Origin of the sequence: Ehrlichia ruminantium, from assembly GCF_009728835.1 — a bacterium.
Classification (GTDB): Bacteria; Pseudomonadota; Alphaproteobacteria; order Rickettsiales; family Anaplasmataceae; genus Ehrlichia; species Ehrlichia ruminantium_B.
In genome coordinates this window covers 297,429-323,511 of sequence record NZ_CP033455.1, presented here as the reverse complement: position 1 = coordinate 323,511, position 26,083 = coordinate 297,429, and the positions used below count along the sequence as shown (strand labels likewise).

Genomic DNA, 26,083 nt, shown 5'->3' with positions numbered 1-26,083 from the left:
TTATACACTCAACACATAATAGAAGATACTATTCTAAATACTGAGCAAAAAACATAAATCCTAAAAACCCTTACTAGAACCTTTAGCTTCTTGTTTTCTTAACGCAGCATTTACATCTTGTGGTGTTCCATACGCTATCTCTGATGCTAAACTTTTACCAATTTCAGCCACTTGTTCCAAATCTGCACGACTAATTCTTTGTTTACTACCTCTTGTCTCCTGTTGTGGCAAATCTTTACCCGATATTTTTTCCTGTATAAAACCAGATTTCCCTTCCATATGATGCCTTAAATATTCACCATCCATACATAATCTAGCTTTAGTTTCTGCACACGTTTTAACTAAATTTACACCTGATGTTTTGAGATCAGACACACATCTTTTAACTGGATCAACAATCGCCGTTAATCCTGCCCTCACAGGTAAACATTGCATATTTTCATTATGTATACCATTTATAATCGCACTAGGTGATCTAATAATAGCTTCACTAAAATCCGCAGAATTTCTTACAATGCAAGATACAGTAGACAATACATTTCCCAAAACAGATAGTATACACACAAAAACTGCACCAATTGCACCAACAGGGCGCCATTTATTTTGTAATACTCCTGAACTAGTGTGTATAATATCTCTATCTATTTTATCCGCAAGATATTTAGCCGGAATACTACAACATTTTGCTACAGCACTTAAAACACTAGCAACTAACCTACCTGCACATCCAACTACTAAACCACACGCATTAAAAGGAAGTACTATCAAGGATAATACGAAATCTGTTTTTTTAGTTTCATGATTTACAATAGAAAACGAAAAAGGATAAACTGTTGTTTGAAAATCAGCTACAACTTTTCTACTACCTCTTCCTGGAACTGGATCAACACATTTATTCCCATCATAAGCTACAACTAATACCTTATTCTCCTCTACCTTACCTTCAAAATCTGAATAATTATTAGTTCCTGCAGTATTAATAGCGAATAACTTATTACCATTAACATCTAATACTTGTTCTCCATTACTTCCTGATAATGGAGTAATAGGATATCTTTTACCCTTATATACTACAAATTTTCCTTGAATTTCTAAACCAAACCTATGACATTTACTAGATACATATCGACATTCTTGATTCTTATGTATAACTGGTACTCGAGCTCTACATGTAACTTGTTGAACAGTTCCAAAGTCAGGTAGTCTTCTCAATATTGGAAGGATACCCATATTTCGATATATTGTTCGTAAAACACCTAATCCTTTGAAGGGTGCATTTACTATATTTTTGGCACCACTAGCAATCGCTTTACCAAAATTATTTAACATACTTTAGCTACATAACAGAACATATTAAACATTATACATTAAATGGTAAAAGAAATTAATACTAAAAGCGCTAAAATTAAGGAATATAATAAAGAGCATCACGCAAAACGCTCTACTATTAGAACCTTATGATAAACAAATAAAAATAAAAATTACTTATTAAGCTTTTTATAACCATACAAAAACACAATATATTAAGTACTAATAAATAAACCTCAAAACTCAACTTATACTAAATACAGCAAATACCAAAAATAATAAAGTAATAATGACAACCACATTTATAAACACAAGCGCAGAGATCCTCAATACAGAAGATTGTACATAATCTTCTAATATAACTTGTAAACCTAATATTGCATGATAAAAAGCAACCACAAAAAAACATATTGATGCAATTAAATCAACAGTTGTTAATTTTAAAAAAGTCAAATCAAGTTCTGAAACAGACTTACATACTACAGAAATAAAACGTAAAAACTTATAAAAAAACCATACAGAAAAAGGTAGCATTACAAACGCTGTAATCCTCTGAGATAACCAATGATAAACCGAGCTGCTCATTATAATCCCCTACCATAAATTTAAAAAAACATTATAAACAATAAAAGAAAATAATAAGGACAAAACCAATACTACAATACCACTAATTTTAACAGCAGACTTAGTTAAACCTAGCCCAAAATCCCACAGTATATGCCTTATACCATTTAAATAATGATAACACAAAACATTTAAGCAAACAAAAATAAATAACTTAAAACTATAAAGTGCAAAATAAGAAGCAGAAAAAAAAACATAAGCTTTATGTACAACTTCAGGGTATATAGCACAAGCAATAAAGGTCCATGCAAGAAGTAATAAGCCAATAAATAATAAAACACCAGTAAACCGATGAGTAATGGATAGTACTGCAGCCATCGGCAACTTATAGACCTGCAGATGAGGAGATAAAGGCCTAATTTTTGACATTAACTTAATATAATAAAAAACCCTAAAACTTTAATAACTTAAATTAAGTAATAATAAAACCTTTAATTACCAAGTAGCTTAATTAAACAAAATAGAAATAAAGACGGCGCAGCACCTTATTTATCAACGTTACTGAGAAATAACATAAAATAAGACAGCCTAAAAGGAGGTAATCCAGCCGCAGGTTCACCTACAGCTACCTTGTTACGACTTCACCCTAGTCACTAACCCAACCTTAAATGGCTGCTTCCTTACGGTTAGCACACCAGCTTCGAGTTAAGCCAATTCCCATGGCGTGACGGGCAGTGTGTACAAGACCCGAGAACGTATTCACCGTGGCATGATGATCCACGATTACTAGCGATTCCGACTTCATGCTCTCGAGTTGCAGAGAACAATCCGAACTGAGACAACTTTTTTGGATTAGCTAAACCTCGCGGTCTCGCAACCTATTGTAGTTGCCATTGTAGCACGTGTGTAGCCCACCCTATAAGGGCCGTGCTGACTTGACATCATCCCCACCTTCCTCCAGTTTATCACTGGCAGTTTCCTTAGAGTGCCCAGCATTACCTGTTGGTAACTAAGGATGAGGGTTGCGCTCGTTGCGGGACTTAACCCAACATCTCACGACACGAGCTGACGACAGCCATGCAGCACCTGTGTAAGGTCCAGCCGAACTGACTCCCTCGGTTAAAAGGGATACGACCTTCATGTCAAAAAGTGGTAAGGTTTTTCGCGTTGCATCGAATTAAACCACATGCTCCACCGCTTGTGCGGGTCCCCGTCAATTCCTTTGAGTTTTAGTCTTGCGACCGTAGTCCCCAGGCGGAGTGCTTAACGCGTTAGCTACAATACAAAGATAAAATCCTCACATTTAGCACTCATCGTTTACAGCGTGGACTACCAGGGTATCTAATCCTGTTTGCTCCCCACGCTTTCGCACCTCAGTGTCAGTATCGAGCCAGATAGCCGCCTTCGCCACCGGTGTTCCTCCTAATATCTACGAATTTCACCTCTACACTAGGAATTCCGCTATCCTCTCTCGACCTCTAGTCTAGCAGTATTAAAAGCAGCTCCAAAGTTGAGCTCTGGTATTTCACTTTTAACTTACTAGTCCACCTACGTGCCCTTTACGCCCAATAATTCCGAACAACGCTTGCCCCCTCCGTATTACCGCGGCTGCTGGCACGGAGTTTGCCGGGACTTTTTCTATAGGTACCGTCATTATCTTCCCTATTAAAAGAGTTTTACAACCCGAAGGCCTTCTTCACTCACGCGGCATAGCTGGATCAGGCTTTCGCCCATTGTCCAATATTCCCCACTGCTGCCTCCCGTAGGAGTCTGGACCGTATCTCAGTTCCAGTGTGGCTGATCGTCCTCTCAGACCAGCTATAGATCATTGCCTTGGTAAGCCATTACCTTACCAACTAGCTAATCTAACGTAGGCTCATCTAATAGCGATAAATCTTTCCCCCGCAGGGATTATACAGTATTACCTATCATTTCTAATAGCTATTCCATACTACTAGGCAGATTCCTACGCATTACTCACCCGTCTGCCACTAACAGATACTTATAACCGAGGCTATAAACAACTGTCCGTTCGACTTGCATGTGTTAAGCTTGCCGCCAGCGTTCGTTCTGAGCCAGGATCAAACTCTCAAGTTTGACAAAACCATAATTACTTATGGCTTGGACTCATGCAAAAAAACAAATATAAAAAACGTAAATGCATGATAAAAAATAAATTAGCTATTATGCATCGCCGCCTTTACTTCTATTCTATAAATATTAAACTATTCAAACAACTTTATTATTACGACACTTAGCCATGGGCTAGATTATCAGTTAATACGACATATATGTCAATATATTTTTTAATATTAATTTCAAATAAAAAATTATGTAAATGTAATCTTGGCTCCATGTTTATTAAATAAATCTACTATTGCAATAAAATCACTTGTTTTTCTAATGTTTTTTATCTCGACAGAACTATTAGACACCATACCTAAAATTAAACTTACTACTGTAACTTTAAAGTCATAACATGCATCTATTAAAATTCCACCAAGTATATTACCAGAGCAACCATGAATAATTAAATTATCAGCTTCTATTTCTACCTTAATCCCACATCTAATTAGACCATTAATAAGATTTTGCAACCTTTTATCAATAAATCTCCTTAATAAACCACTAAACATAGTAATACCATGAGCATAGGCAGAAATAACCATCATAATTAAACACTCATCCAGACTAAAATCTTCACTAATTAAACAATCAACTCCTATTAATATACTACTTTTTACTAACAGATCTGCAATTTCCGCACCAAGAACATTTTGCCTCTTATTGATAAAAAAAATATTTCCTCCCATTTTTATCAAAATCTGATAAAAACTTTTTATCTCATCATTTAATAATACATCCAGTATCACAATCTCTGAGTTTTCTACCATAAGTGCCACAGCTATAACAGCTAATGTACAAAAAAAATCATTCGGTATATATATATCTTTAGAATATAACTCTTGTTGACCACATATATTAACACGCTTTTGAGAAGCAAAACATTCTATAGAGACATTAAAGTGTTTTAACACTGGTATAATTTTATCATAATCTATAGTATTATCAATTATAGTGGTAGTACCACATACATTTAATGCTGCAAATAATAACATAGTTTTTATTTCATTTTTGTTAGTGATATATTCTATAGGCAACATATCCATACAACCAATGAGAGCAATCGGAAATCTATTACCATTTAACATAAATCTTGCCCCCATTAATGATAACGGTTTTATTATTTCACTAACATTCAAATCATAATCTCCATCAAAAAAAGATATAAAAGGACAACTAGATAATCCCCCTATCATCATGTAGATAGATGGATTGTTTAAATACAATGTATTTTTAGGGCAAATAAATCCACCTACCCCTACCCCTTGTACAGTACATACACCATCTTCATATTTAACTTGCACATCAAGTGAATTTAATGCCTTAATAGTAAGTATCACTTCATCATTATACGTAATATGATGAATTTTAGTCATTCCAACTACCTGAGATGCTAATATCAGTGCCGTATGAGATATAAAACTATCTTTAAGTATATTAATATTTCCATTTATCTGGCCTATCTTTTCAGATGTAACCACCATATACAACCCCATTATGGAAGAAATACAATGCTATAGAATATAATGATTGCAAAACTTATCAATGCAAATTTTAACACAGCATTACATGTCTTTAATATCCCAAAATTTTAAATAAAGTCATTTTAATTCCAAATATTGATCATAAGAAATCTAAAAAATAATACACTTTTTTCTAACATAACAATCCTTACTTGTACTTGTGTAATCAACCTACTCTACAATCTTGATTGGCAGCATGCAACATAAGACCCCTTTTTACAACAAATAGGGAAATGATGCCCAATAGAATACTCATCCTAATCTGTAAAGGCTGACAACGATACGATGGCAACTATACAACGTGAAAGTATTTGTTCAGTAATTTATACATTCAAATATATTATCAGATACATGCTATTTTATAAACATACAACCCAAAAATTCTTACATATTAAATCTCAAATTACAATGTTACCATTCGGGATCTACATACAACAGCAACTATACTTAACCTTAAACAACTTAATTCTCTAATAACAAATACATATTACCAGAACATATCATTCTATAATTATACACAAAAGGCTCTATATTAATATTCCACGGTGATTTGATATATTAATTCTTCATATATAATGCCTTTTCAGACCACAAGATCATTGATACTAATATCTCTAACCCAATTCAGCTTAAAAATTTGCATAAAAATCAAAGGAGTCACAAGAAAACTATTAGGTAATTGAATAGTAATATGATCATCTGGAAGTAATAAATCAATAAAAACCACAGTGTTACCACTGTCTTTCAACAAATTAGACAATTCCTTTATCACTATACTATTTTCAGAACTAACATATACTGTCATACTCTTAATCATTGAAGCAATCTTTCTTTCAAAACTGTATATGTTTTTACCTAATAATCTTACTGAAGAACTATAAAAAGTATTGTCCATTTCAACAATTACGGGTACACCACTATTAAACAAGTCCTTGCTATCTTCTATTACATTACCACTATAAAAGGCTATCTCATGAATATTATGTGGATCAGAAAGAGTCACAAGTGCAAATTTATCCTTATTTGCTGAGCGAACTTTAACACTCGAAACAACACCCGCTATCTTATTATTATAAGCAGACTTATTATCATAGTTAATAAATCCTATGTTTAACCTATCCAAAAGGTCCTTATAGCTCTGCATAGGATGATTGTTAAGATAAAAACCTATGGAAGAAAATTCATTATATAATTTCTCTTCCTTACTCCAATCATCAGTCTCTACTAATTTATAATGATTTTTATCATTAAATAAACTAATTTGATTAAAGTTAGAATTATATCTATTATATTCAATAATATCTAAAAATAAAATTACTGATTCAAAAAGTTGCTTCCTGTTACTATGAATACTATCTAATACTCCAGCTTTAATAATATTTTCCAACATTCTTTTATGGACAGATTTAGTACTGACTCTATCAATAAAATCCCATATGTCCTTATATTTAACATCACTGATCAACTCATGAGCGGCATACTGTCCTACATTCTTCAACGCCCCAAGGGCATATCTAATAGATGATCCCTCAATAACAAAAAACACTTTCGAAGAATTAATATCAGGAGGTAGTATATTAATCCCATGCAATTTTGCCTGATGACAAAACATTTCTAATTTATCTTTATCAGTTATATCAATATTCATTGATGCAGTAAAAAATTCAATAGTATAGTTAGCTTTTAAATAAGCAGTTTGATAACTAATCAATGCATAAGCTGCAGCATGCGATTTATTAAATCCATACCCAGCAAACTTTGCAACTAAATCAAAAATATAACTCGCTTTTTCTTGATCTATCCCATTATTCACAGCTCCATTTATAAAAGTCCTACGCTGGTTATCCATTTCCTCCTTAATTTTTTTACCCATAGCACGTCTTAGCAAGTCTGCTTCACCCAAACTATATCCAGCCATAATTTTAGCAATTTCCATTACTTGCTCTTGATAAATTATTACTCCAAAAGTTTCTTTAAGGACACCTTCAAGAATTGAATGTATATAGTCAGGCTGTTCTAACCCATGTTTACGAGCTATATATACAGGTATATTATCCATAGGACCAGGCCTATATAAAGAGATTAACGCAATAATATCATTTATATTATCAGGCTTTAACTTACTGATTACCTCTCTCATTCCAGAACTTTCAAGCTGGAATACACCAATAGAATCACCACTAGATAACATCTCATATGTTTTTCTATCATCTAAAGGAATAGATAATATATCAACAACATGACCCCTATCATTTACCAATTGACAAATCTGATTTATTACAGTTAGTGTACGTAGCCCTAAAAAATCAAATTTAACTAATCCTGCTTTCTCCGTATATTTCATATTATACTGCGTAATAGGTAAGGAAGCTGTACTATCATAATACAGTGGTACTAGTTCTTCTAATCTCCTATCACATATTACAATACCAGCCGCATGTATTGAAACATGACGATATAGACCTTCAAGTTTCAGTGATATTTCCAATAATTTTGCAACTGTTTCATCATCATCACGTTCTTTTTGTAGATTCTTATCCATTCCTATTGCTTCGGATAAAGTCACTGGCCTAACAGGATTGTAAGGAATCATTTTACAAATTCTATCCACTTGAAAATAAGGAATCTGCATTACTCTACCTACATCTCGTAACACAGCTCGGGCTTGTAATTTACCAAAAGTTATAATATGAGCAACATAACCATATTTTTTTCTTACGTATTCTATCACTAGATCTCTTTTCTCCTGACAGAAGTCAATATCAAAATCAGGCATCGATATACGATCAGGATTTAAGAACCTCTCAAAAATTAAACCAAACTCTATTGGGTCAAGATCAGTAATCTGCAAAGACCAAGCAACAAGAGAACCAGCACCAGATCCTCTACCAGGGCCTACCATTATACCATTCCTTTTACTCCAACAAATAAAATCCGATACTATTAAAAAATATCCAGCATAATCCATAGAAATAATAACATCTAACTCATATCGTAACCTTTCATTATATTTAACCACATCTTCTTCTGTTAGATTTTTCAACTTTAAACGTTTGTCCAATCCTGATAATGCTTGAGTAATTAACTCCTGACTTTCATTTTTACCACTTGAACACGGGAAATGTGGTAGTATAGGCTTCCTTACCTCAGGCATAAAAGAACAACGTTGTGCTATCAATACCGTATTGTAAATTGCTTCTGGAACATCATGAAACAAGTTATACATTTCTTCTGAGGACTTAAAATAATGTTCTGCTGTAAACATCTTTCTATCTTCTTGAGCAATATAATGACCATCTGATATACAAGATAACACATCATATGCTGGAAAATCCTCTTTCTTGATAAACAATACATCATTAGTAGCAACTAATGGCAAATTTTTTTCATATGCAAATTTAATAAGCGCGTTTTCTACAATGCTTTCTTCTTTAACACCATGACGTTGCAACTCAACATAAAGATTATTTTCAAACGCAACTAACAACTTATCAACAATACCACGATTTATAACATCATGTAATAAAAGCTGAGCTAATAATCCTTCATACCCTCCTGTTAAAACAATAATACCATCTTTTAGTTCAATCAACTTATTGAAATCAACTCGATTGAATTTACTTGATTGATTCTCTTTAAATGAACTGCTAACAATATCAATGATATTTCTATATCCAACTTGATCTTTAGCTAATAATACTAACTCTCCAATGCTATTGCCATGATAGTGCATCATGATATTACAACCTATAATAGGCTGCACCCCAGCATTAGCAGCATAATCAGAAAATTCTAAAGATCCAAATAAATTTCCAGAATCCGTTAATGCAACTGCAGGCATATTATACTGGACACACAAACTGACTAAAGCATCTATTTTAATCATTCCACGAAGTAATGAATAATCACTATGAGATCTAAGATGAACAAATATCTGATTCATAATTACCAACCAAAAAAAGGAATGTTAACAACCCAGATGATGAATACATATAAAAATCAGTTCCTCACATATTAAGAAATAAACAACTCATCACTTCTTCAATATACAAAAACGTACCTATATAGTCATGAATTATAAGTAGACATACAATAATAATCTTACACTACAAGATCAACAATCAAGACTATAATTATATAAATTAAGTATCAGACTGACAAACTTACAATGATATTCATCGAAATAAAAATTTAGGAATTAAATTCACAACTTGCAAATATAAAAATCACTCAATAAAACTTATATCATATAAACTAACTACTATACAATATTAAGTATATTACAAGATGTAGCATCTATAAATTACCACTCACTCACAGTAAGTGATGTTGCAGATAAACTATCTATGAGACTTGCTATAATGTGTTTATATTAGATTATTAACCTCATCTACATCAAAAATATTATAAAAACATCTACAGGATATAAAAGCGTAATTATATAGTGTACTTTCTTGGCCAACAAATTCCGCTAAAACACTATTGTTTACCTGTAAGTATGTCACTTAATGACTTATTATAACTCACACTACTAGCTTTATTGGCAACATGACTGCAACGTGTACTATCGACAAGAGCATTAATAGCTTCCTGTAGCATTATTTCTTCATATTATATACATAAATATATCCCCTAATTTATATAAACACGCAAAATTGCTTTTACAGCTCAATTAGAAAAATACTACATATATAGAATGAAACATATAACTAGTAATATAGTCTACTCTATAAGACTTTTGAACTATTTTCAACAAGGAAAGATTTTGAAGACTGTATTAAATTATTTACCTATAGTCCACTAAACTTTAACTAACTCTTTATACTTACTTTGAGAAGAATTACAAATATATCAATTGACTATAACCATTTAAGCACACTTAAGTTATTAGCTATGAATGTAAATTACTAACACTTGAACATATCAAAAATTTTTAATATGCATCTTATATTTGAATTATCCAAATTTTACTTTTACGTTAATAATATCTATTACAAACAGATTAGACAACACACACACAAATCTAATGTGATAGATTTATCACTCACTTTCAAAACACAAAAATTATAAATTTATAGTTACATGTTTATAACATACAGTCTTATCATCAATACAGTTAAGACAAATTTTATGTCTACTAACATATCGATTACAACAGCTTAGCAAATACAAGTTTACATAACATAAATCTAATATGATAGACTTATCACTCACTTTCAAAACACAAAAATTATAAATTTATAGTTACATGTTTATAACATACAGTCTTACCATCAATACAGTTAAGACAAATTTTATGTCTACTAACATGTCGATTACAACAGCTTAGCAAATACAAGTTTACATAACATAAATCTAATATGATAGACTTATCACTCACTTTCAAAACACAAAAATTATAAATTTATAGTTACATGTTTATAACATACAGTCTTACCATCAATACAGTTAAGATAAACTTCATGCTTACCAAAAAAATCAATACAAGTTCTACTTTTTCACTATACCAAAATGTCGACTAATTTTTTCCAGATATTTTTTAAACTATTTCGTCGAAATATAAAACACAACACTTAGCCCAAATTAAGCTAAAATGACCCCAATATTATCATAATGTCCATTACATTATTAAAATAAAACTATAGAGAACATAACATCAACATTATATAACCATTAGGATCCTCAAAATAGAAATAACATATATAGATTTTAAAACATAAAACTAACAGACATCATGAAGAAAGATCAATTACAAAAATTCAATCCCATACAATAAGTATCGTAAACAACACTAAGCGTGACTATAGACTAAATAATAGTTAACAGAGTACCCTTGTACATACAATATAACTTAGATATATAGATAACTTACTAATTACAATAAAATTACATAAATATAGTTTTCAATTTCACCTCTAACACAGATTCTTACCTATATACGGCAGGTAGTGCAAATAGATCATGCAATATCACGTTAACTAAATAATTACCATATAGACATGCAATACCAGATAAGCAAAATCAGTACCAAACTACAATAATAACACTATGGTCTGCATATTTTTATTACAGTAAGTAATGCTATGGCATAACAACTGATATAAAAAATAATGTTAACAACAGAAATATAGAAAATATAAATATCACTCTTGGAATTTGCATTAATCATTAAATAATACCAGCAATCAAGATATTGCTACAACCAAGAAAAACTGATGAATATTTTCTTCCCAGTGCAATAATAAAGTAATTATTCATTAATGATCTGGTGATTACTAATATTAGTATTCCAAGCGTTATGCCCAAATACAAAATAAAATCAATTATTGAATTAAGCACAAATTACTTTAATATAAACCTAACAAAATATACAGTTTGACTATCTACAATAAATTTAACTACCTATACAATAAATCACTAAAAAATAATAACACTACAAGTTTACGATATTGTATCCTTTATACAATTACACTCCCCTTTACCAGCTCTACAACTTGGAGTTAAATCAGAAAAAAACGTAACAATTGCATCCTTACTAGCTACTAGAGAATAAGTAATACCATTATACTCATAAAGACAGAACTTATTTGTCGTAAGATTAATACTTTGGGATAATCCTTTATACGCTTTTGTAGCATATATTATAATATCATCAGCATGTGATAAATCATACCCTTTCCTATTATCAATAATAAGCCGATTACTATAAGGATTTTTAAATATAATACCAACTGTAAAAATTTTATCACTAACTTCGTCACTAGGGTGATAATATCTACCAGCCCAACCATTTTGCTGAGCCTGTATATAACGACCAAAGAAATGCATCCCTGCTAATCTGTTTTTTCTAGGTTCACCACACATTATGTGAGTAAAACCACGCCTCCTGAACCATAGCCTTGCTAATTCTCGTTTAAACGTCTCAAGATCAGCATTTGGACTAAAAACTTGATGATCTAATTCCGTATAAATCTTATCAATATATTCTTTATATTTAACATCATCTAACATATGTCTAAACCCTTCTATTTTAGGTTTGTCACCCCAACTACCACACAAGTCAAGTACAGCCTGATCAAACTTGTTTAGTTCAGGCATAATTGGTAAATCACACTTACTTTCTTGTGTAGGTTTAAAAAAGAAATTAAATCCAGAAACACTATCAACACACTCACGAGTACTATCATGAGCTGTAACAGCCATCAAATTTAACGGTACTAATAAAATATAAAGATAAGAAATATATTTATAAAAACTCATAAATTTTGCTCCATATAATAAAAAATATTTTTATGTATACATTATATACTAATATTAGCATAATATTAATATATTATCATTATATTAATAAAATAAGTTTAGTAAATAAATTAAATTTTACTAATTTATTAAAATTATATCTTTAATATAGTAATGTACTATACACAAAGCTTTAATAAGCTAAACAACATAGGGAAACTTCCCACAATACAATATAAATGTTATAATAACCAAACAGCACAAACCACAAATAATATGGATATAATTCAAAAGATAAAAAATAAAGTTACATCAACACTAAATGTCTTAAGTCTTGAAATAATCGATGAATCTATAAAGCACACAGGACATAACTTTCATTCTATATCTAACATTTCACATATTAAAATCATACTAGTATCAGATGACTTTACAGGCATGATCAAGATTAACAGACAAAGGCTACTCCATAAGATCTTATACTCAGAAATAAAACTCATACATTCAATTTCATTTCACTTATATACACATAAAGAATATAACAGCTACACTTAGGAAAATCTTTAATCACAGTAGATTTTATATAATCACAAGCAATAGCAAGTGCACTAATTCTTATAAAATTAATTATAAGTAACCTGGCTTCTAATATTTACAGCTAACTTGTAAAGAACTAACATAATAAAAACCAAACATTTACTATTTAACACAACCAATATAATAAATACTCCACGTATATAAAAGGATATAACAACTTACATTAAATAAACCTGACACAAATAAAATTAAAACTAATAAAAAAATACGTAAAGTGTTATTAATATTGACTAGGTTGATAACAGAATAAACACATAAACTTATTCAATACTTTATCATACTTTCAATCACACATATTATAAGTTTCGCATCCTAAACTATAAAATATCATAAGCGCAGCAAAGCTTGCAATCATATATTATATAATATTTCATTTATACATCTTAAGTAGCTTTAATATACTGGTACCTAGTATGAATTCTATCCACATCTTCTCTCAAAATTTCATCAACATAGGAATATTGTTCAGGCCTTCAATAACCCAACCTAAATACTAATTGATTATACATCCCTTACATATCTAATGTAAAAAGTATCACACCACACTTAGATATATATTTACAAACATTATTTTACGGATATAACTCTATAACACTCCACTCATGTGTATCATTAGGTATAGTGTACTGGTACCTAGTATGAATTCTATCCACATCTTCTCTCAAAATTTCATCAACATAGGAATATTGTTCAGACCTTCAATAACTCAACCTAAATACTAATTGATTATACATCCCTTACATATCTAATGTAAAAAGTATCACACCACACTTAGATATATATTTACAAACATTACTTTATGGATATAACTCTACAACACTCCACTCATGTGCATCATTAGGTCTAGTGTACTGGTACCTAGTATGAATTCTATCTACACCTTCCTGCCAAAACTCCATCAACATAGGAATAACTCTGAGACCAATCCAATAACTTGGCCGAGGTATTGGTTTACCCATGAACTCTACTTCCATTTTTTTCATGCTTGTAATAAACTCTTCTCTATCTTCCAAAATACTAGATTGTTTAGAACAACAAGCACTTATTTGGCTACCACGTAATCTAGTGGCATAATATTTATCTGAATCTTCAGGTAATAAAGCTTCTATTACACCTTCAACTCTAACCTGCTTAGAAATATGCCTCCAATCAAACACTAGAGAAACAAAAGGATTCTCACTGATATCTTTTCCCTTACGACTATTCATATTTGTAAAAAATACAAACCCTCGATCACTATGTTGTTTTAATAATACAACCCGTGCTGAAGGTTTAAGATTCTTACCACATGTAGCAAGTACCATTGCAGTAGGCTCCTTACAATGAACCTTGAGTACTTCTTTATACCACAGATTAAAAAAATCGATAGGGTTCTTCTCAATCATAAATTTTTCAGACTTACTAATACTGCCATATAATATCTATACTACTCAACAACAATAACAAATACTATTACTTTATCTTTAATTATAAACTAATTATCTCAAAATATTCAAACACAAATATAGTCTTATACTCTCAAAAACACACATTTCTACAATATTTATCCCATATAAAATAAATAGTTACACATTATTAACATTAATGATACTATGCTAGTATAAGAATTACCAATTCATGTACATACTGACACTTACTTTGTCTTGAGATTACCTAGATACAAGCACATAGCTATTATAATACTTATTCCATATACTTGATAGATCTATATATAAAAATATATCACAAACCTCAAGTAGGTAACAAATATATTACATTTAATTAGCTTTATCACTCAGAACTATTTGACAAAATTCATCTATCTTACCCAAATTATCTGCTAAAATCCTTTGAGCATCTTTTTGAACATTTCCAATATTTACTGGTGATGCATCACTAAAATCATGCGTAGCATACTTTATATCACCTGACATTCTAAAATACTTATCACTTGCTTTAATGAGCCTTTCCATTTTATAGTCTACAGCATCTAACCCAGCATCAACTATAACAAAAATGATCTTAGATCCCCAATATAACAATGAATTTTGTACATGTGAAAAATCCATATTAATGGTACCACATCCAACAGATAAACAATATACCGTTTCACCAGGATATAATACCTGTGCTGCAGCATAGGCCTCTATTATAGGATTATTAGAAACAAGAGAACTATCAATCAATAATTCTTTCTTATTATTTACTACCAATTCATAAGGCGTAAAATAAGTAGGAGCACCTACAGCAGCTCTTGCAACATCACGCACTTTTACACTTCGATATTTTTCTATCCAACTTCTAAACATTACAGTTCGATTTGAATACAAATCATAACTTGGTACCATAAAATTCAGCATTAAATCATTCATCGTAGTATCACCAAATACTTCCTGTAAAGTTGCATTTAAATTTTCATCAGAATACATTGGACCAGCAACCACTGATATAACTTTTCTTGTAATTGAATTACTAAAAATTCTACCAGAACTATGTAACAATATATCTAATACATCAGATACACTATATTTATGCATCCCATTATTATTCTTAAGACATAACGCAGCACCTATAAGACTACCTACTGAACTACCAGCTATTAAATCAAATATATCAGCAATCGGCTTATTAATTTTCTTTTGTATTGCTTGTAGTATAGTTGCGGCAACTATTCCTCTAACTCCACCACCATCTATTGATAATATATACCTAGCCATAAAAATACACTCTTATGTTTATAAATATACTATTAATATTATATTAAAGACAAAAATGCACAAAACACTTTATTAAGATTTTTGTCATGGACAACTTGATTATTATGAATTTATTAACCTAAAAATATAACTTATTAAGTAAAATTAACAAAAACATACACACCAATAATAATACTATCCCTTACATAAATCTCTGATCATTAGTTAACTTATACACCTAACTGTCCATACTTACTCTTATAATAATATACAATTCACACATATAGGGTACACTAGATAAACTTCCATAAAAAACATATATATCGCGAAAACATTAGTCCTGAATAAAAATGGAATTACATACCATATTCATCAATAAGTATATGTTAACAATCTATACAATACATCTTGATAACGTTTTATAACTTATAAGTATTAGTTATATACAATTAATAACAATCCAATATCAAAGAGAAGATTCACTACCTATTCATCGATATTACACAAAAATTTATTCTAACTTGATAAAACATCATATTTAGGCAATTATGCCTGAATTTACCCTTCTCAACTATCATTACAACACATTAAACATCACTGTTATTTCTAGTAATTTATAAAACAATACATCTTCAACTAAACATATTAAATATCACCTGACTTATCTATGAATAATAAATTCACTAAACCTTAGTAACACCATGACAAAATACACATTCCCTAATTTGATAAAACATCATAGTGAAGCAGTTATGCTTGAATTTACCCTTCTCAACTATTATCACAACACATTAAACATCACTATTATTTCTAGTAATTTATAAAACAATACATCTTCAACTAAACATATTAAATATCACCTGACTTATCTATGAATAATAAATTCACTAAACCTTAGTAACACCATGACAAATACACATTCCCTAATTTGATAAAACATCATAGTGAAGCAATTATGCCCGAATTTACCCTTCTCAACTATTATCACAACACATTAAACATCACTATTATTTCTAGTAATTTATAAAACAATACATCTTCAACTAAACATATTAAATATCACCTGACTTATCTATGAATAATAAATTCACTAAACCTTAGTAACACCATGACAAAATACACATTCCCTAATTTGATAAAACATCATAGTGAAGCAATTATGCCCGAATTTACCCTTTCTCAACTATCATCACAACACATTAAATATCACTGTTATTTCTAGTAATTTATAAAACAATACACTCTTACCTAACACACCAAAAATTATCTGATTTCTTCATGAATAAAAAAACCCACTACATCCTAGTAACATTATGACAAAAATACACACTTTTAACCTGATACAACATCATAGTAAGGAAAACACACTTAGATTTACATATTCTCAATTAACACATTAAATATTATTGTCATTTCTAATAATTTACAAGATAATACACCCACAACTAACATATAAAAAATCATATGACAAACCCTCTATGGGGAGGAAGATTTACTACATCCTCCAGCGATATTATGAAAAAAATCAACGAATCAATATCATTCGATAAAGCATTATATGAAGAAGACATCCTTGGATCAATTGCACATTGTAAGATGCTAGTAAATCAAAAAATCATTAGTAAATATGAAGGGCAGCTCATTATTCATGGACTAGAGGTCATACAAAAACAAATCGCTTCTGGTGATTTCAAATTCAGCACAGATTTAGAAGATATACATATGAATATAGAGTATAACCTAAAAAAAATGATAGGCAATATTGCTGGAAAATTGCATACTGCAAGATCTCGAAATGATCAAGTTGCAACAGATCTTAAGTTATGGATTAGAAAATCAATAAAAAAATTAAAACAACAACTATATGAACTACAACTAACTTTATTAAAAATAGCTGAAACTCACTATGATACAATTATGCCAGGTTTTACACACTTACAAATTGCCCAACCAGTAACATTAGGCCATCATCTTATGGCATATTTTGAAATGTTCAAAAGGGATTATTCACGGTGGGACGACCTATATAGACGTATGAACCAATGTCCAGCAGGATCTGCAGCATTAGCAGGTACGTCTTTCCCAATAGATCGTCATTTTATTGCTCAGGAGTTAGGATTCGATAGTCCAACTGAAAATTCCATCGATGCAGTTTCAGATAGAGATTATGCTATAGAATTTTTATCTAATGCTTCAATATGTATAATGCACTTGTCAAGACTGGCAGAAGAAATTATTTTATGGTGCAGTTACAATTTTAAGTTTATCACACTCTCTGACAACATCACAACTGGCAGTTCAATAATGCCACAGAAAAAAAACCCAGACGCTGCAGAATTAATCAGGGGGAAAACTGGTAGAATCTTTGCATCACTTAATCATGTATTAGTCGTAATGAAAGGTCTACCACTAGCATATAGTAAAGACATGCAAGAAGACAAAGAGCCTATATTTGATGCGGCAGAAAACCTAATACTATGTATAGAAGCAATGAATAGTATGCTACAAAACATTACAATAAATAGTAAAAACATGTTAGAAGCTGCAGAAGACAATTATTCAACAGCAACAGACTTAGCAGACTGGTTAGTAAAACATTTAAATTTATCGTTTAGAGAGTCCCATGAAATCACTGGGCAAATAGTAAAACTAGCAGAACAAAATCAATGCAAAATACATGAACTAACATTAACACAAATGCAAACAATAGTGCCATCTATTACTGAAGATATATTTTTAGTTCTATCAGTAAAGAATTCTGTAACCAGTAGAACTAGCTACGGAGGTACTGCTCCAGTCAATGTTCTAAAAGCAGTAGAAAATGGTAAGTTATATTTAGAGAAGATAAATGATAAAACATAAGCCCTAGCTTATGAGTATACTTTTAATGGCAGCATTATTATTCATAAAATAATCTATCTAAACACTACTCCTCTCCTTTCTCCTAATAAAACAAGTAAAATACAATAGTAATTAAGTTAAAAATTATACATAATAACTCATTATACAATACTACTAAATAACTTATTGTATATCTGATAAACATACAGCTATTAATACGAATTACAGACCATAATCTCACATTACAGGCAATAACTTATTACACAACACTATTAAAAACTAGTTCATATTTCAAAATACATAGTTTATTAATAAAAAGTATAAATTCTTTTACTTATATACACATAACTTAATTGACATAAGAATCAAATCCAATAGTGATATTTTAAGAACATTTATTCAGTTATTACTCACCATATGTATTTATACCATAATGCCATATTAGTTTTGGTAATATTAAAAATGCTCAATATCTTACAAAATATTTTTTATTCATAATATAACAACACATTTAAAAAATAAACTTTGCAAGTTTACAAGAACTAGCAAAATTTATAGATTAAAATTATACATCATAAATAAAAAATTTTCTATATAAGCTAGAATCTAATACTTTACATTAACTATAGAATTATGACTTACAATCCTTTCAAAATAAACTTCTAATACAAGTATTATAATGTCAAGCAACTTATCAAGAAGCTATAACTAAACATGTACTTAAAAAAAGCTTATATTTACTAAGTTGTATATGTTCAAATCAAAACATTATTATACATCACAAAACCTATAACTTAACAACACCTATAATAACACTACAACATAAATGTAACAATGCTAAACCATAACCAACTTTTAAATCATAATCCACTGATAATTATTTGATTACTTACCTTACACCTAATTTCAGCAATAAAGTCATACATAAATACTGAACTTTAAATAACATTATCTTGAAATATCTTATAAGTAAATAGCACATGTATACAAAATAACTTAAATAAAAGCTCATAAATTTCCGTATACTAAGAGATATATAGAACTTAAACCCTATTATAAATTAGTAAACAATCTGTATAGAACCTAAACATATAGTTATTAAAAGTTACTACTCCTAAAATACAAAACTTAGTCATAATAAATTAACGTACAACTACTTATATCCGTAATGAATACAACACAAAAATGTTTCTAAAAATAGCTTATGGTAAAACATAGAGACCCATCACAGGCCATCACCAAAACCTAAAAATATAAACAGGATGATAATTTATTATACCATGACATAGGAAAACATATATTAGATCATATAGATGCATTATTATTCCATTAGATAACACTAGTTTAAATATTACACAGTAACACACTACTTCCCAGCAAATATAACCCTATAATTTCTCATAACAACTTTCACTTTTTAGCCATAAGTAATATATGTATCACACTGTGATCCTCTTCAGAAACACTATGCACACAATGATTTTTTATATTATCTACAACATTAGCAAGCAGTATTCCATTTAAATGATCCATTTCATGTTGTATACATCTAGATAACCATCCATATACCCTTATTATACACTTATTTCCAAATAAATCCGTATACCTAAAATCCATGTGCTTTGGTCTTGTAATATTAATCAACCCATAGGATTTTGCTGATGAACACCCTTCAAACAAATCAACAGTTTCAGCAGAAAAGCTTAAGATTTCAGGATTTATACATACCATATTTTTGCCATGTAAGGAATGATGTCCAGATAACACTTTAATATCTTGTGTCATATCAAATAACCCACTAAACATATTAATAACAAACATCCTTTTATGACTACCAAGTTGCACTGCAGATAATCCTACAGTTTTACTACTTTCCATAACTTTCATCATATCATCAGCTAGTGCTATAACATCTTGATCTATTTTCTCAATAGGATGAGATATAGCATGTAAATTTCGCAAATCTTGAACATTATCAACGGATAAGATATTCATAATTATATTCCTCTCAACTTTTAGTATAAGCAATTTACAGTATAATTCTATACATTTCATTATCTTAACAGTTGTTATACGTATTTAATCAGTTATACAAGTAGGATTTTATAAGAAATTGACATAATAAAAGTACAAGCATATAAACTAATCATTAAATATTATGTCCTACAGCGTATGTTTACTAATGCACTGTTTTGTATTCCACCAGAAATTGCTCACAAGATGACAATTTTTGCATTAAAAAATAATTTTATTCCAATAAAAAAAGTTGACCTACCAAGATCGCTTAATATTTCACTTTTTAACAAATCTCTTAAGACACCAATAGGAGTAGCAGCTGGCTTTGATAAAAATGCTGAAGTAATTAAACCTTTGCTATTAACTGGTTTTAGTTTTGTTGAAGTAGGTACTGTAACAAGATATCCACAAAAAGGAAACAAGAAACCACGTGTATTTAGATTAATAAAAGAAGAAGCACTTATCAATAGTTTAGGTTTTAACAATAAAGGCATAGATTTTGTAATAAAAAAAGTAAATGACGCAGAACTTAATCACTGTATGTTTGGTATTAATATAGGGTTTAACAAAACATCACCTAATCCTATACAAGACTATTTCGAATTAGTAAAAAAAATATATGGCCTTAGTAACTACATAACATTGAATATATCATCCCCTAACACTCCTGGATTACGGGATTTTCAAAAACAAGAGTTACTATCAGAATTACTAACAGCAATATCACAAGTAAGAAAACTCACAGATTATGCAGAATCTGTACCAATTATGTTAAAAATCTCCCCAGATATCAGTGATAATGAAAAACAAGATCTTGTAGATCTATCAATAAAACATAAAGTTTCTGGTTTGATTATAAGTAATACCTCAGTTCAACATCAAAAATTACTAGGCAACTCACATGCAAATACACAAGGAGGATTAAGTGGTAAGCCGATATTTGACTTATCAACTCAAGTTTTATCTGAAATATACAAAATTAGCCAACAAAAACTCATACTAATAGGCTGTGGAGGAGTAAGCAGTGGGTACCATGCATATGAAAAAATAAAAGCTGGAGCATCATTAATACAGCTATACACAGCTATAGTATATAATGGATTTAATATAGCAAATAAAATCAGCCTCGAATTAGCAGAACTATTATCTGCAGATGGGTTTCCAACAGTAAGCCATGCGATAGGATATAACAATTGACGTAGAAAACAATGTTAATAATAGATATAGGAAATACAAATATTAAATTTGGAATTTGCATTAATAATAAAATAATACAAACAATCAGAATATCGTCACAACCCAGAAAAACAGCTGATGAATATTTTGTTTTCTTTAGTTCAATGGTAAACCAATTACACATTGATGATTTTACAATTACTAGCATTATCATTTCAAGCGTTGTTCCAAGTATAACAAAGCCAATTATTGAATTAAGTACAAATTACTTTAATATAAATCCCATTATCATAAATAACTACCACGCAGATATTTGTAATATTAAGATAGATTTAAATGATAAATTATTAGGATCTGACAGATTAGCAAGTATCATAGGAGCAGTTACTCTATATCCAAATAAAAATTTATTAGTAATAAGTATGGGCACTGCAACAGTATTCAATTTAATAAGTAAAGAGAGATCCATCTATGGACAAGTTATAGCTCCTGGGGTACATATTATGGCACAAAGTATGAGACAACACACAGCATTGTTGCCAGAAATATCTCAAATTAAAGTCAATAAAGTAGTACATAACACATTGTTTTACGCTATAGAAGCAGGCGTATACTGGGGATATATTGCTATGGTTGAAGGGATTGTAAAACAGATATTACATGAAGAAAAGAAAGATTTATACACAATAGCAACAGGTGGAAATGCAACTTTATTCAGTGATCATAAAAATGTTATTAAGAACATCGATGCAGACTTAACCACAAAAGGTATGATACACTTATACAACATACTATCCCACAAATAGCTCATAAGCATCTTATGAGATTTCTTATGTTACCACAACAATTGTATTCTTACTGTAAAAAATACATATGTGATGCGTCCTCATTTATTACAAAAAACATTCGTAATGTTGGTTTATCTTTATCTTCACACGGCATATTACATAACACTATGGTAGATCGATAACCAAAGTATTCATATTTTACTAATCAATTAATAAACGCATAAACATAGACATATGTTTATGCAATATTACAAGATTATACTAAACTTATATACTCATAAATTCATCATAGGTAAAAATATTACGCAAAATACAACAGTATATATACAAGTATGCTGAAAAACATACACATTACATTATAGCAAATTACAAATTATATTACCCAGCTTTCATTACAGATTCTCAGATAGATTATATATCTAATAAATATTATCAAATTACACTAAACCTACATATTTACAGATCAACTATACTAAACAATACTATTAAAGTATCACAGATTCATACAAATACACTGGACAACATACACATTACATTATAGAAAATCATAAATTATAATTACCTAGCTTTCATCACAGACTCTCAGACAGATTATATATCTAATAAATATTGTCAAATTATACTAAACCTACATATTTACAGTTCACTCATATTAAAAAATATTATTAAAGTATTACAGATTTACACAAATACATTGGACAACATACACATTACATTATAGCAAATCATAAATTATAATTACCTAGCTTTCATGACAGACTCTCAGACAGATTATATATCTAATAAATATTGTCAAATTACATTAAACCTACATATTTACAGATCAACTATACTAAACAATACTATTAAAGTATTACAGATTTATACAAATACACTGGACAACATACACATTACATTATAGTAAATCATAAATTATAATTACTCAGCTTTCATTACAGACTCTCAGACAGATTATATATCTAATAAATATTATCAAATTACACTAACTCCATATATTCACAATTTTGCTATAGTTAAAAACACTGTTAAGAGGAACAAACTATCATATAAACATATATTAAGTGCATAGCTTAATCCATTAATATTCTGTAACATATTAATTTGTATAAAATACATATAAAGCTATACTTCAAATATATTTGAGCACATACCCTACCTATTTATAATCAGCATATCTGTTATATATAATAAGACATATAAAAAAGCATTTTTTCAATAAAATTATATGATAAATATCTAATATTCTCTAGTTTACTCAGGTGTAGTAATATTTTTTTCAGTAGTGTACATTACTTCAAAACGTGATATGGTCATTAATACACATAATCAATTACACCAAAATCAATCTTTGACTTGGTTATGATATCTTTCTCAAATAATTGATCCACATTATTTATCCATAAAAAATATAACTGTCTCCAGATAGTATCAAAAATAAGACATTGATTATCTAAACCACTATATAGTGATAAAAAAAACTCAAGTTATAAAAATATAGCAACATTACGAAATTTATAACATACTTGATCACATACTAAAAACGATGTGTATAGCAGTTTTAATCAACTTCTTTATACAAAGTACATGAAGACTATACCAAAGACCCTACTAAAAAAACTAATCTCCACTATATCTAATAACAAACTATATAATCATTAACTTATAAGGAAACCATAACATACGACAAACTTTTGATTTATCCTATAAATCATATTTCAACATAATTAAGATAATGCACTAACATTAGAACAATTACATTTAATAGGTATTTTTGTAGATATTTTTTGAATTTTTTCAGCTACATTTTTACTTACACCTGACAATATACGGGATAAAGTTGTATCATCAAGATAACTTACGATTAATAATAACGAATCCATATCCGATAATTCAAATATTTTAATAGCTAACTCTATTGGCATATTTTTATATATTGCTGATATACCACGTATCTTCTGTAAGTTATCTTGTATATCAAGATTAAGCAATGCCACTATTTCTTGTTTTACTTTCTCTAGATATAAGACCTGGTCTTGATTATGCTGTTCAATTGCCTTCAACCTTAACTCTTTATCTTCTAATTCTTTTCTTTGCTCTAATAAATTATAATATGACTTTTCTAAATCTACTACAGAAACTGACCCACTATTTACTTGTAACAACTGTACTTTCTTAGCTAAGTTACCCAATAAAATATTATTACGCTGATCCTGTACAAATTCAGCATTATCTAGTACATGAAACCTTGCAACTTTACTATTATCAGCATAATAAAAATATGGAAACAAAATGCCAATAACACAAAATACTAATATTACATTAACAATATAAACTACTTGCATATTACAATTTAAATATTTATAATCTCATTAAAATTCATTATGTATGATAAGGTACCGTATTAATTTCGCAATAAGTAATTATTGTACCTTACATTAATATTGTTATACAAGTAAAGACATTTTAGTAAGTATTAAAAGGTGAGGCTATTTTTTATTTTATTTGTATTGTGGTTAGCACTATCAGGATACTTTGATCTATTTTTTATAGGCTTAGGTATTGCAAGTACTATATTTGCAGTATTTATCACAAAAAGACTAGAAAATGCTATACCAGATGATAGCAGCTACACCTATAGAACAAAAACAAGAAAACTTAGCTGTACACCCTTGTATTTTATACGCTACTGCTTTTGGATTATATTACAAGTAGCATTATCTAACTTACATATAATCAAAAAGGTATGGAATTTTAAAACAATTATTGGCCCACCAATTTTTAGGTTAGTACAAACCAAACAAAAAAGTGCTATCAGTGTATCACTACTTGCAAATTCTATTACATTAACTCCTGGTACAGTAAGTGTTAACGTGTCAGAACTTAATGCACCATATGAGATTAGGGTTTTAGCTATAGATGAAGAATCTATGTCTGGTGTTACAGATATCGACAATAAAGTTAGTCAGGTATTTGTTGATGATTAAATTATACACACTTGACTAATAAATACAGCTTTCCTCAGTTCACTACAGAACATACGTACTGATTCGTCATTTGCTTACGTAATTGTATTTTCTTAGTAAAATTATCTAAGTTCTCGATAAATCCAGTATCATCAATGTACAGAAAATGATATTTTATAAAACTTGATTACATCAAGATGTATATAATAATATTCAGTACTATTTATATACATAACTTAATTAACAAAAAAAACCTTTTTCCTACGTTT

General features: G+C 29.7%; 16 protein-coding genes, 1 rRNA gene and 1 pseudogene. 6 read left to right on the top strand and 12 right to left on the bottom strand.

The window, feature by feature from the left end; all coding sequences use genetic code 11:
* Positions 1-60: 60 nt before the first annotated feature.
* The 7 genes from EDL80_RS01040 to EDL80_RS01010 all read right to left on the bottom strand — a co-directional run bounded on the left by EDL80_RS01040 (position 61) and on the right by EDL80_RS01010 (position 12,779).
* Positions 61-1,329 carry a hypothetical protein gene (locus EDL80_RS01040; protein WP_158406363.1) on the bottom strand — a complete coding sequence of 423 codons (1,269 nt, stop codon included), beginning with the start codon at positions 1,327-1,329 and terminating at the stop codon, positions 61-63.
* 222 nt (positions 1,330-1,551) lie between these two features.
* A complete protein-coding gene (gene sdhD / locus EDL80_RS01035; RefSeq protein ID WP_158406362.1) occupies positions 1,552-1,893 on the bottom strand; it encodes a succinate dehydrogenase, hydrophobic membrane anchor protein in 342 nt (113 codons plus the stop codon).
* A 9-nt stretch (positions 1,894-1,902) separates the two neighbouring features.
* Positions 1,903-2,301 (bottom strand): succinate dehydrogenase, cytochrome b556 subunit, encoded by a 399-nt coding sequence (gene sdhC / locus EDL80_RS01030; RefSeq protein ID WP_158406361.1) that lies wholly within the window; start codon positions 2,299-2,301, stop codon positions 1,903-1,905.
* 162 nt (positions 2,302-2,463) lie between these two features.
* Positions 2,464-3,969 (bottom strand): 16S ribosomal RNA (locus tag EDL80_RS01025).
* 233 nt (positions 3,970-4,202) lie between these two features.
* Entirely contained in the window at positions 4,203-5,480 is a 1,278-nt protein-coding gene (locus EDL80_RS01020; protein WP_230957215.1) for a 3-phosphoshikimate 1-carboxyvinyltransferase, read from the bottom strand.
* Between the two features lie 622 nt (positions 5,481-6,102).
* Complete coding sequence (gene dnaE, locus EDL80_RS01015; protein ID WP_196492742.1) at positions 6,103-9,462, bottom strand: DNA polymerase III subunit alpha; 3,360 nt, start codon at positions 9,460-9,462, stop codon at positions 6,103-6,105.
* Positions 9,463-11,960: 2,498 nt separating this feature from the next.
* Entirely contained in the window at positions 11,961-12,779 is an 819-nt protein-coding gene (locus EDL80_RS01010) for an EndoU domain-containing protein (RefSeq protein ID WP_158406359.1), read from the bottom strand.
* 255 nt (positions 12,780-13,034) lie between these two features.
* Here EDL80_RS01010 and EDL80_RS01005 point away from each other — a divergent pair, with 255 nt between their 5' ends.
* Positions 13,035-13,313 carry a BolA family protein gene (locus EDL80_RS01005; protein WP_158406358.1) on the top strand — a complete coding sequence of 93 codons (279 nt, stop codon included), beginning with the start codon at positions 13,035-13,037 and terminating at the stop codon, positions 13,311-13,313.
* 614 nt (positions 13,314-13,927) lie between these two features.
* Here the strand turns inward: EDL80_RS01005 and EDL80_RS05015 are convergent.
* The 3 genes and pseudogenes from EDL80_RS05015 to EDL80_RS00995 form a co-directional block, all read right to left on the bottom strand.
* Positions 13,928-14,052: pseudogene (locus EDL80_RS05015) on the bottom strand (pyridoxamine 5'-phosphate oxidase); the annotation flags it as partial.
* Positions 14,053-14,152: 100 nt separating this feature from the next.
* Positions 14,153-14,740 carry a pyridoxamine 5'-phosphate oxidase gene (gene pdxH, locus EDL80_RS01000; protein WP_158406357.1) on the bottom strand — a complete coding sequence of 196 codons (588 nt, stop codon included), beginning with the start codon at positions 14,738-14,740 and terminating at the stop codon, positions 14,153-14,155.
* Positions 14,741-15,112: 372 nt separating this feature from the next.
* Complete coding sequence (locus EDL80_RS00995; protein WP_158406356.1) at positions 15,113-16,051, bottom strand: patatin-like phospholipase family protein; 939 nt, start codon at positions 16,049-16,051, stop codon at positions 15,113-15,115.
* A gap of 1,443 nt (positions 16,052-17,494) precedes the next feature.
* Here EDL80_RS00995 and argH point away from each other — a divergent pair.
* The gene (argH, locus tag EDL80_RS00990) at positions 17,495-18,892 is read left to right on the top strand and encodes an argininosuccinate lyase (protein ID WP_158406355.1); all 1,398 of its coding nucleotides are present in this window, start codon (positions 17,495-17,497) and stop codon (positions 18,890-18,892) included.
* A 1,389-nt stretch (positions 18,893-20,281) separates the two neighbouring features.
* Here the strand turns inward: argH and EDL80_RS00985 are convergent.
* Positions 20,282-20,866, bottom strand: coding sequence for a peptide deformylase (locus EDL80_RS00985; protein WP_158406354.1), 585 nt, complete (start codon positions 20,864-20,866; stop codon positions 20,282-20,284).
* A 177-nt stretch (positions 20,867-21,043) separates the two neighbouring features.
* Here EDL80_RS00985 and EDL80_RS00980 point away from each other — a divergent pair, with 177 nt between their 5' ends.
* Genes EDL80_RS00980 through EDL80_RS00970 form a run of 3 tightly spaced genes read left to right on the top strand, consistent with a single transcriptional unit; the run spans position 21,044 to position 23,033 of the window.
* A complete protein-coding gene (locus tag EDL80_RS00980) occupies positions 21,044-22,084 on the top strand; it encodes a quinone-dependent dihydroorotate dehydrogenase (protein ID WP_158406353.1) in 1,041 nt (346 codons plus the stop codon).
* 11 nt (positions 22,085-22,095) lie between these two features.
* Positions 22,096-22,869, top strand: coding sequence for a type III pantothenate kinase (locus EDL80_RS00975; protein ID WP_158406352.1), 774 nt, complete (start codon positions 22,096-22,098; stop codon positions 22,867-22,869).
* Between the two features lie 14 nt (positions 22,870-22,883).
* Entirely contained in the window at positions 22,884-23,033 is a 150-nt protein-coding gene (locus tag EDL80_RS00970) for a hypothetical protein (RefSeq protein ID WP_158406351.1), read from the top strand.
* 1,542 nt (positions 23,034-24,575) lie between these two features.
* Here the strand turns inward: EDL80_RS00970 and EDL80_RS00965 are convergent.
* Entirely contained in the window at positions 24,576-25,193 is a 618-nt protein-coding gene (locus tag EDL80_RS00965; RefSeq protein WP_158406350.1) for a MotE family protein, read from the bottom strand.
* Between the two features lie 138 nt (positions 25,194-25,331).
* On the opposite strand from EDL80_RS00965, the gene EDL80_RS00960 reads away from it, so the two are divergent.
* Positions 25,332-25,835 carry a Na+/H+ antiporter subunit E gene (locus EDL80_RS00960; RefSeq protein ID WP_158406349.1) on the top strand — a complete coding sequence of 168 codons (504 nt, stop codon included), beginning with the start codon at positions 25,332-25,334 and terminating at the stop codon, positions 25,833-25,835.
* Positions 25,836-26,083 lie beyond the last annotated feature (248 nt).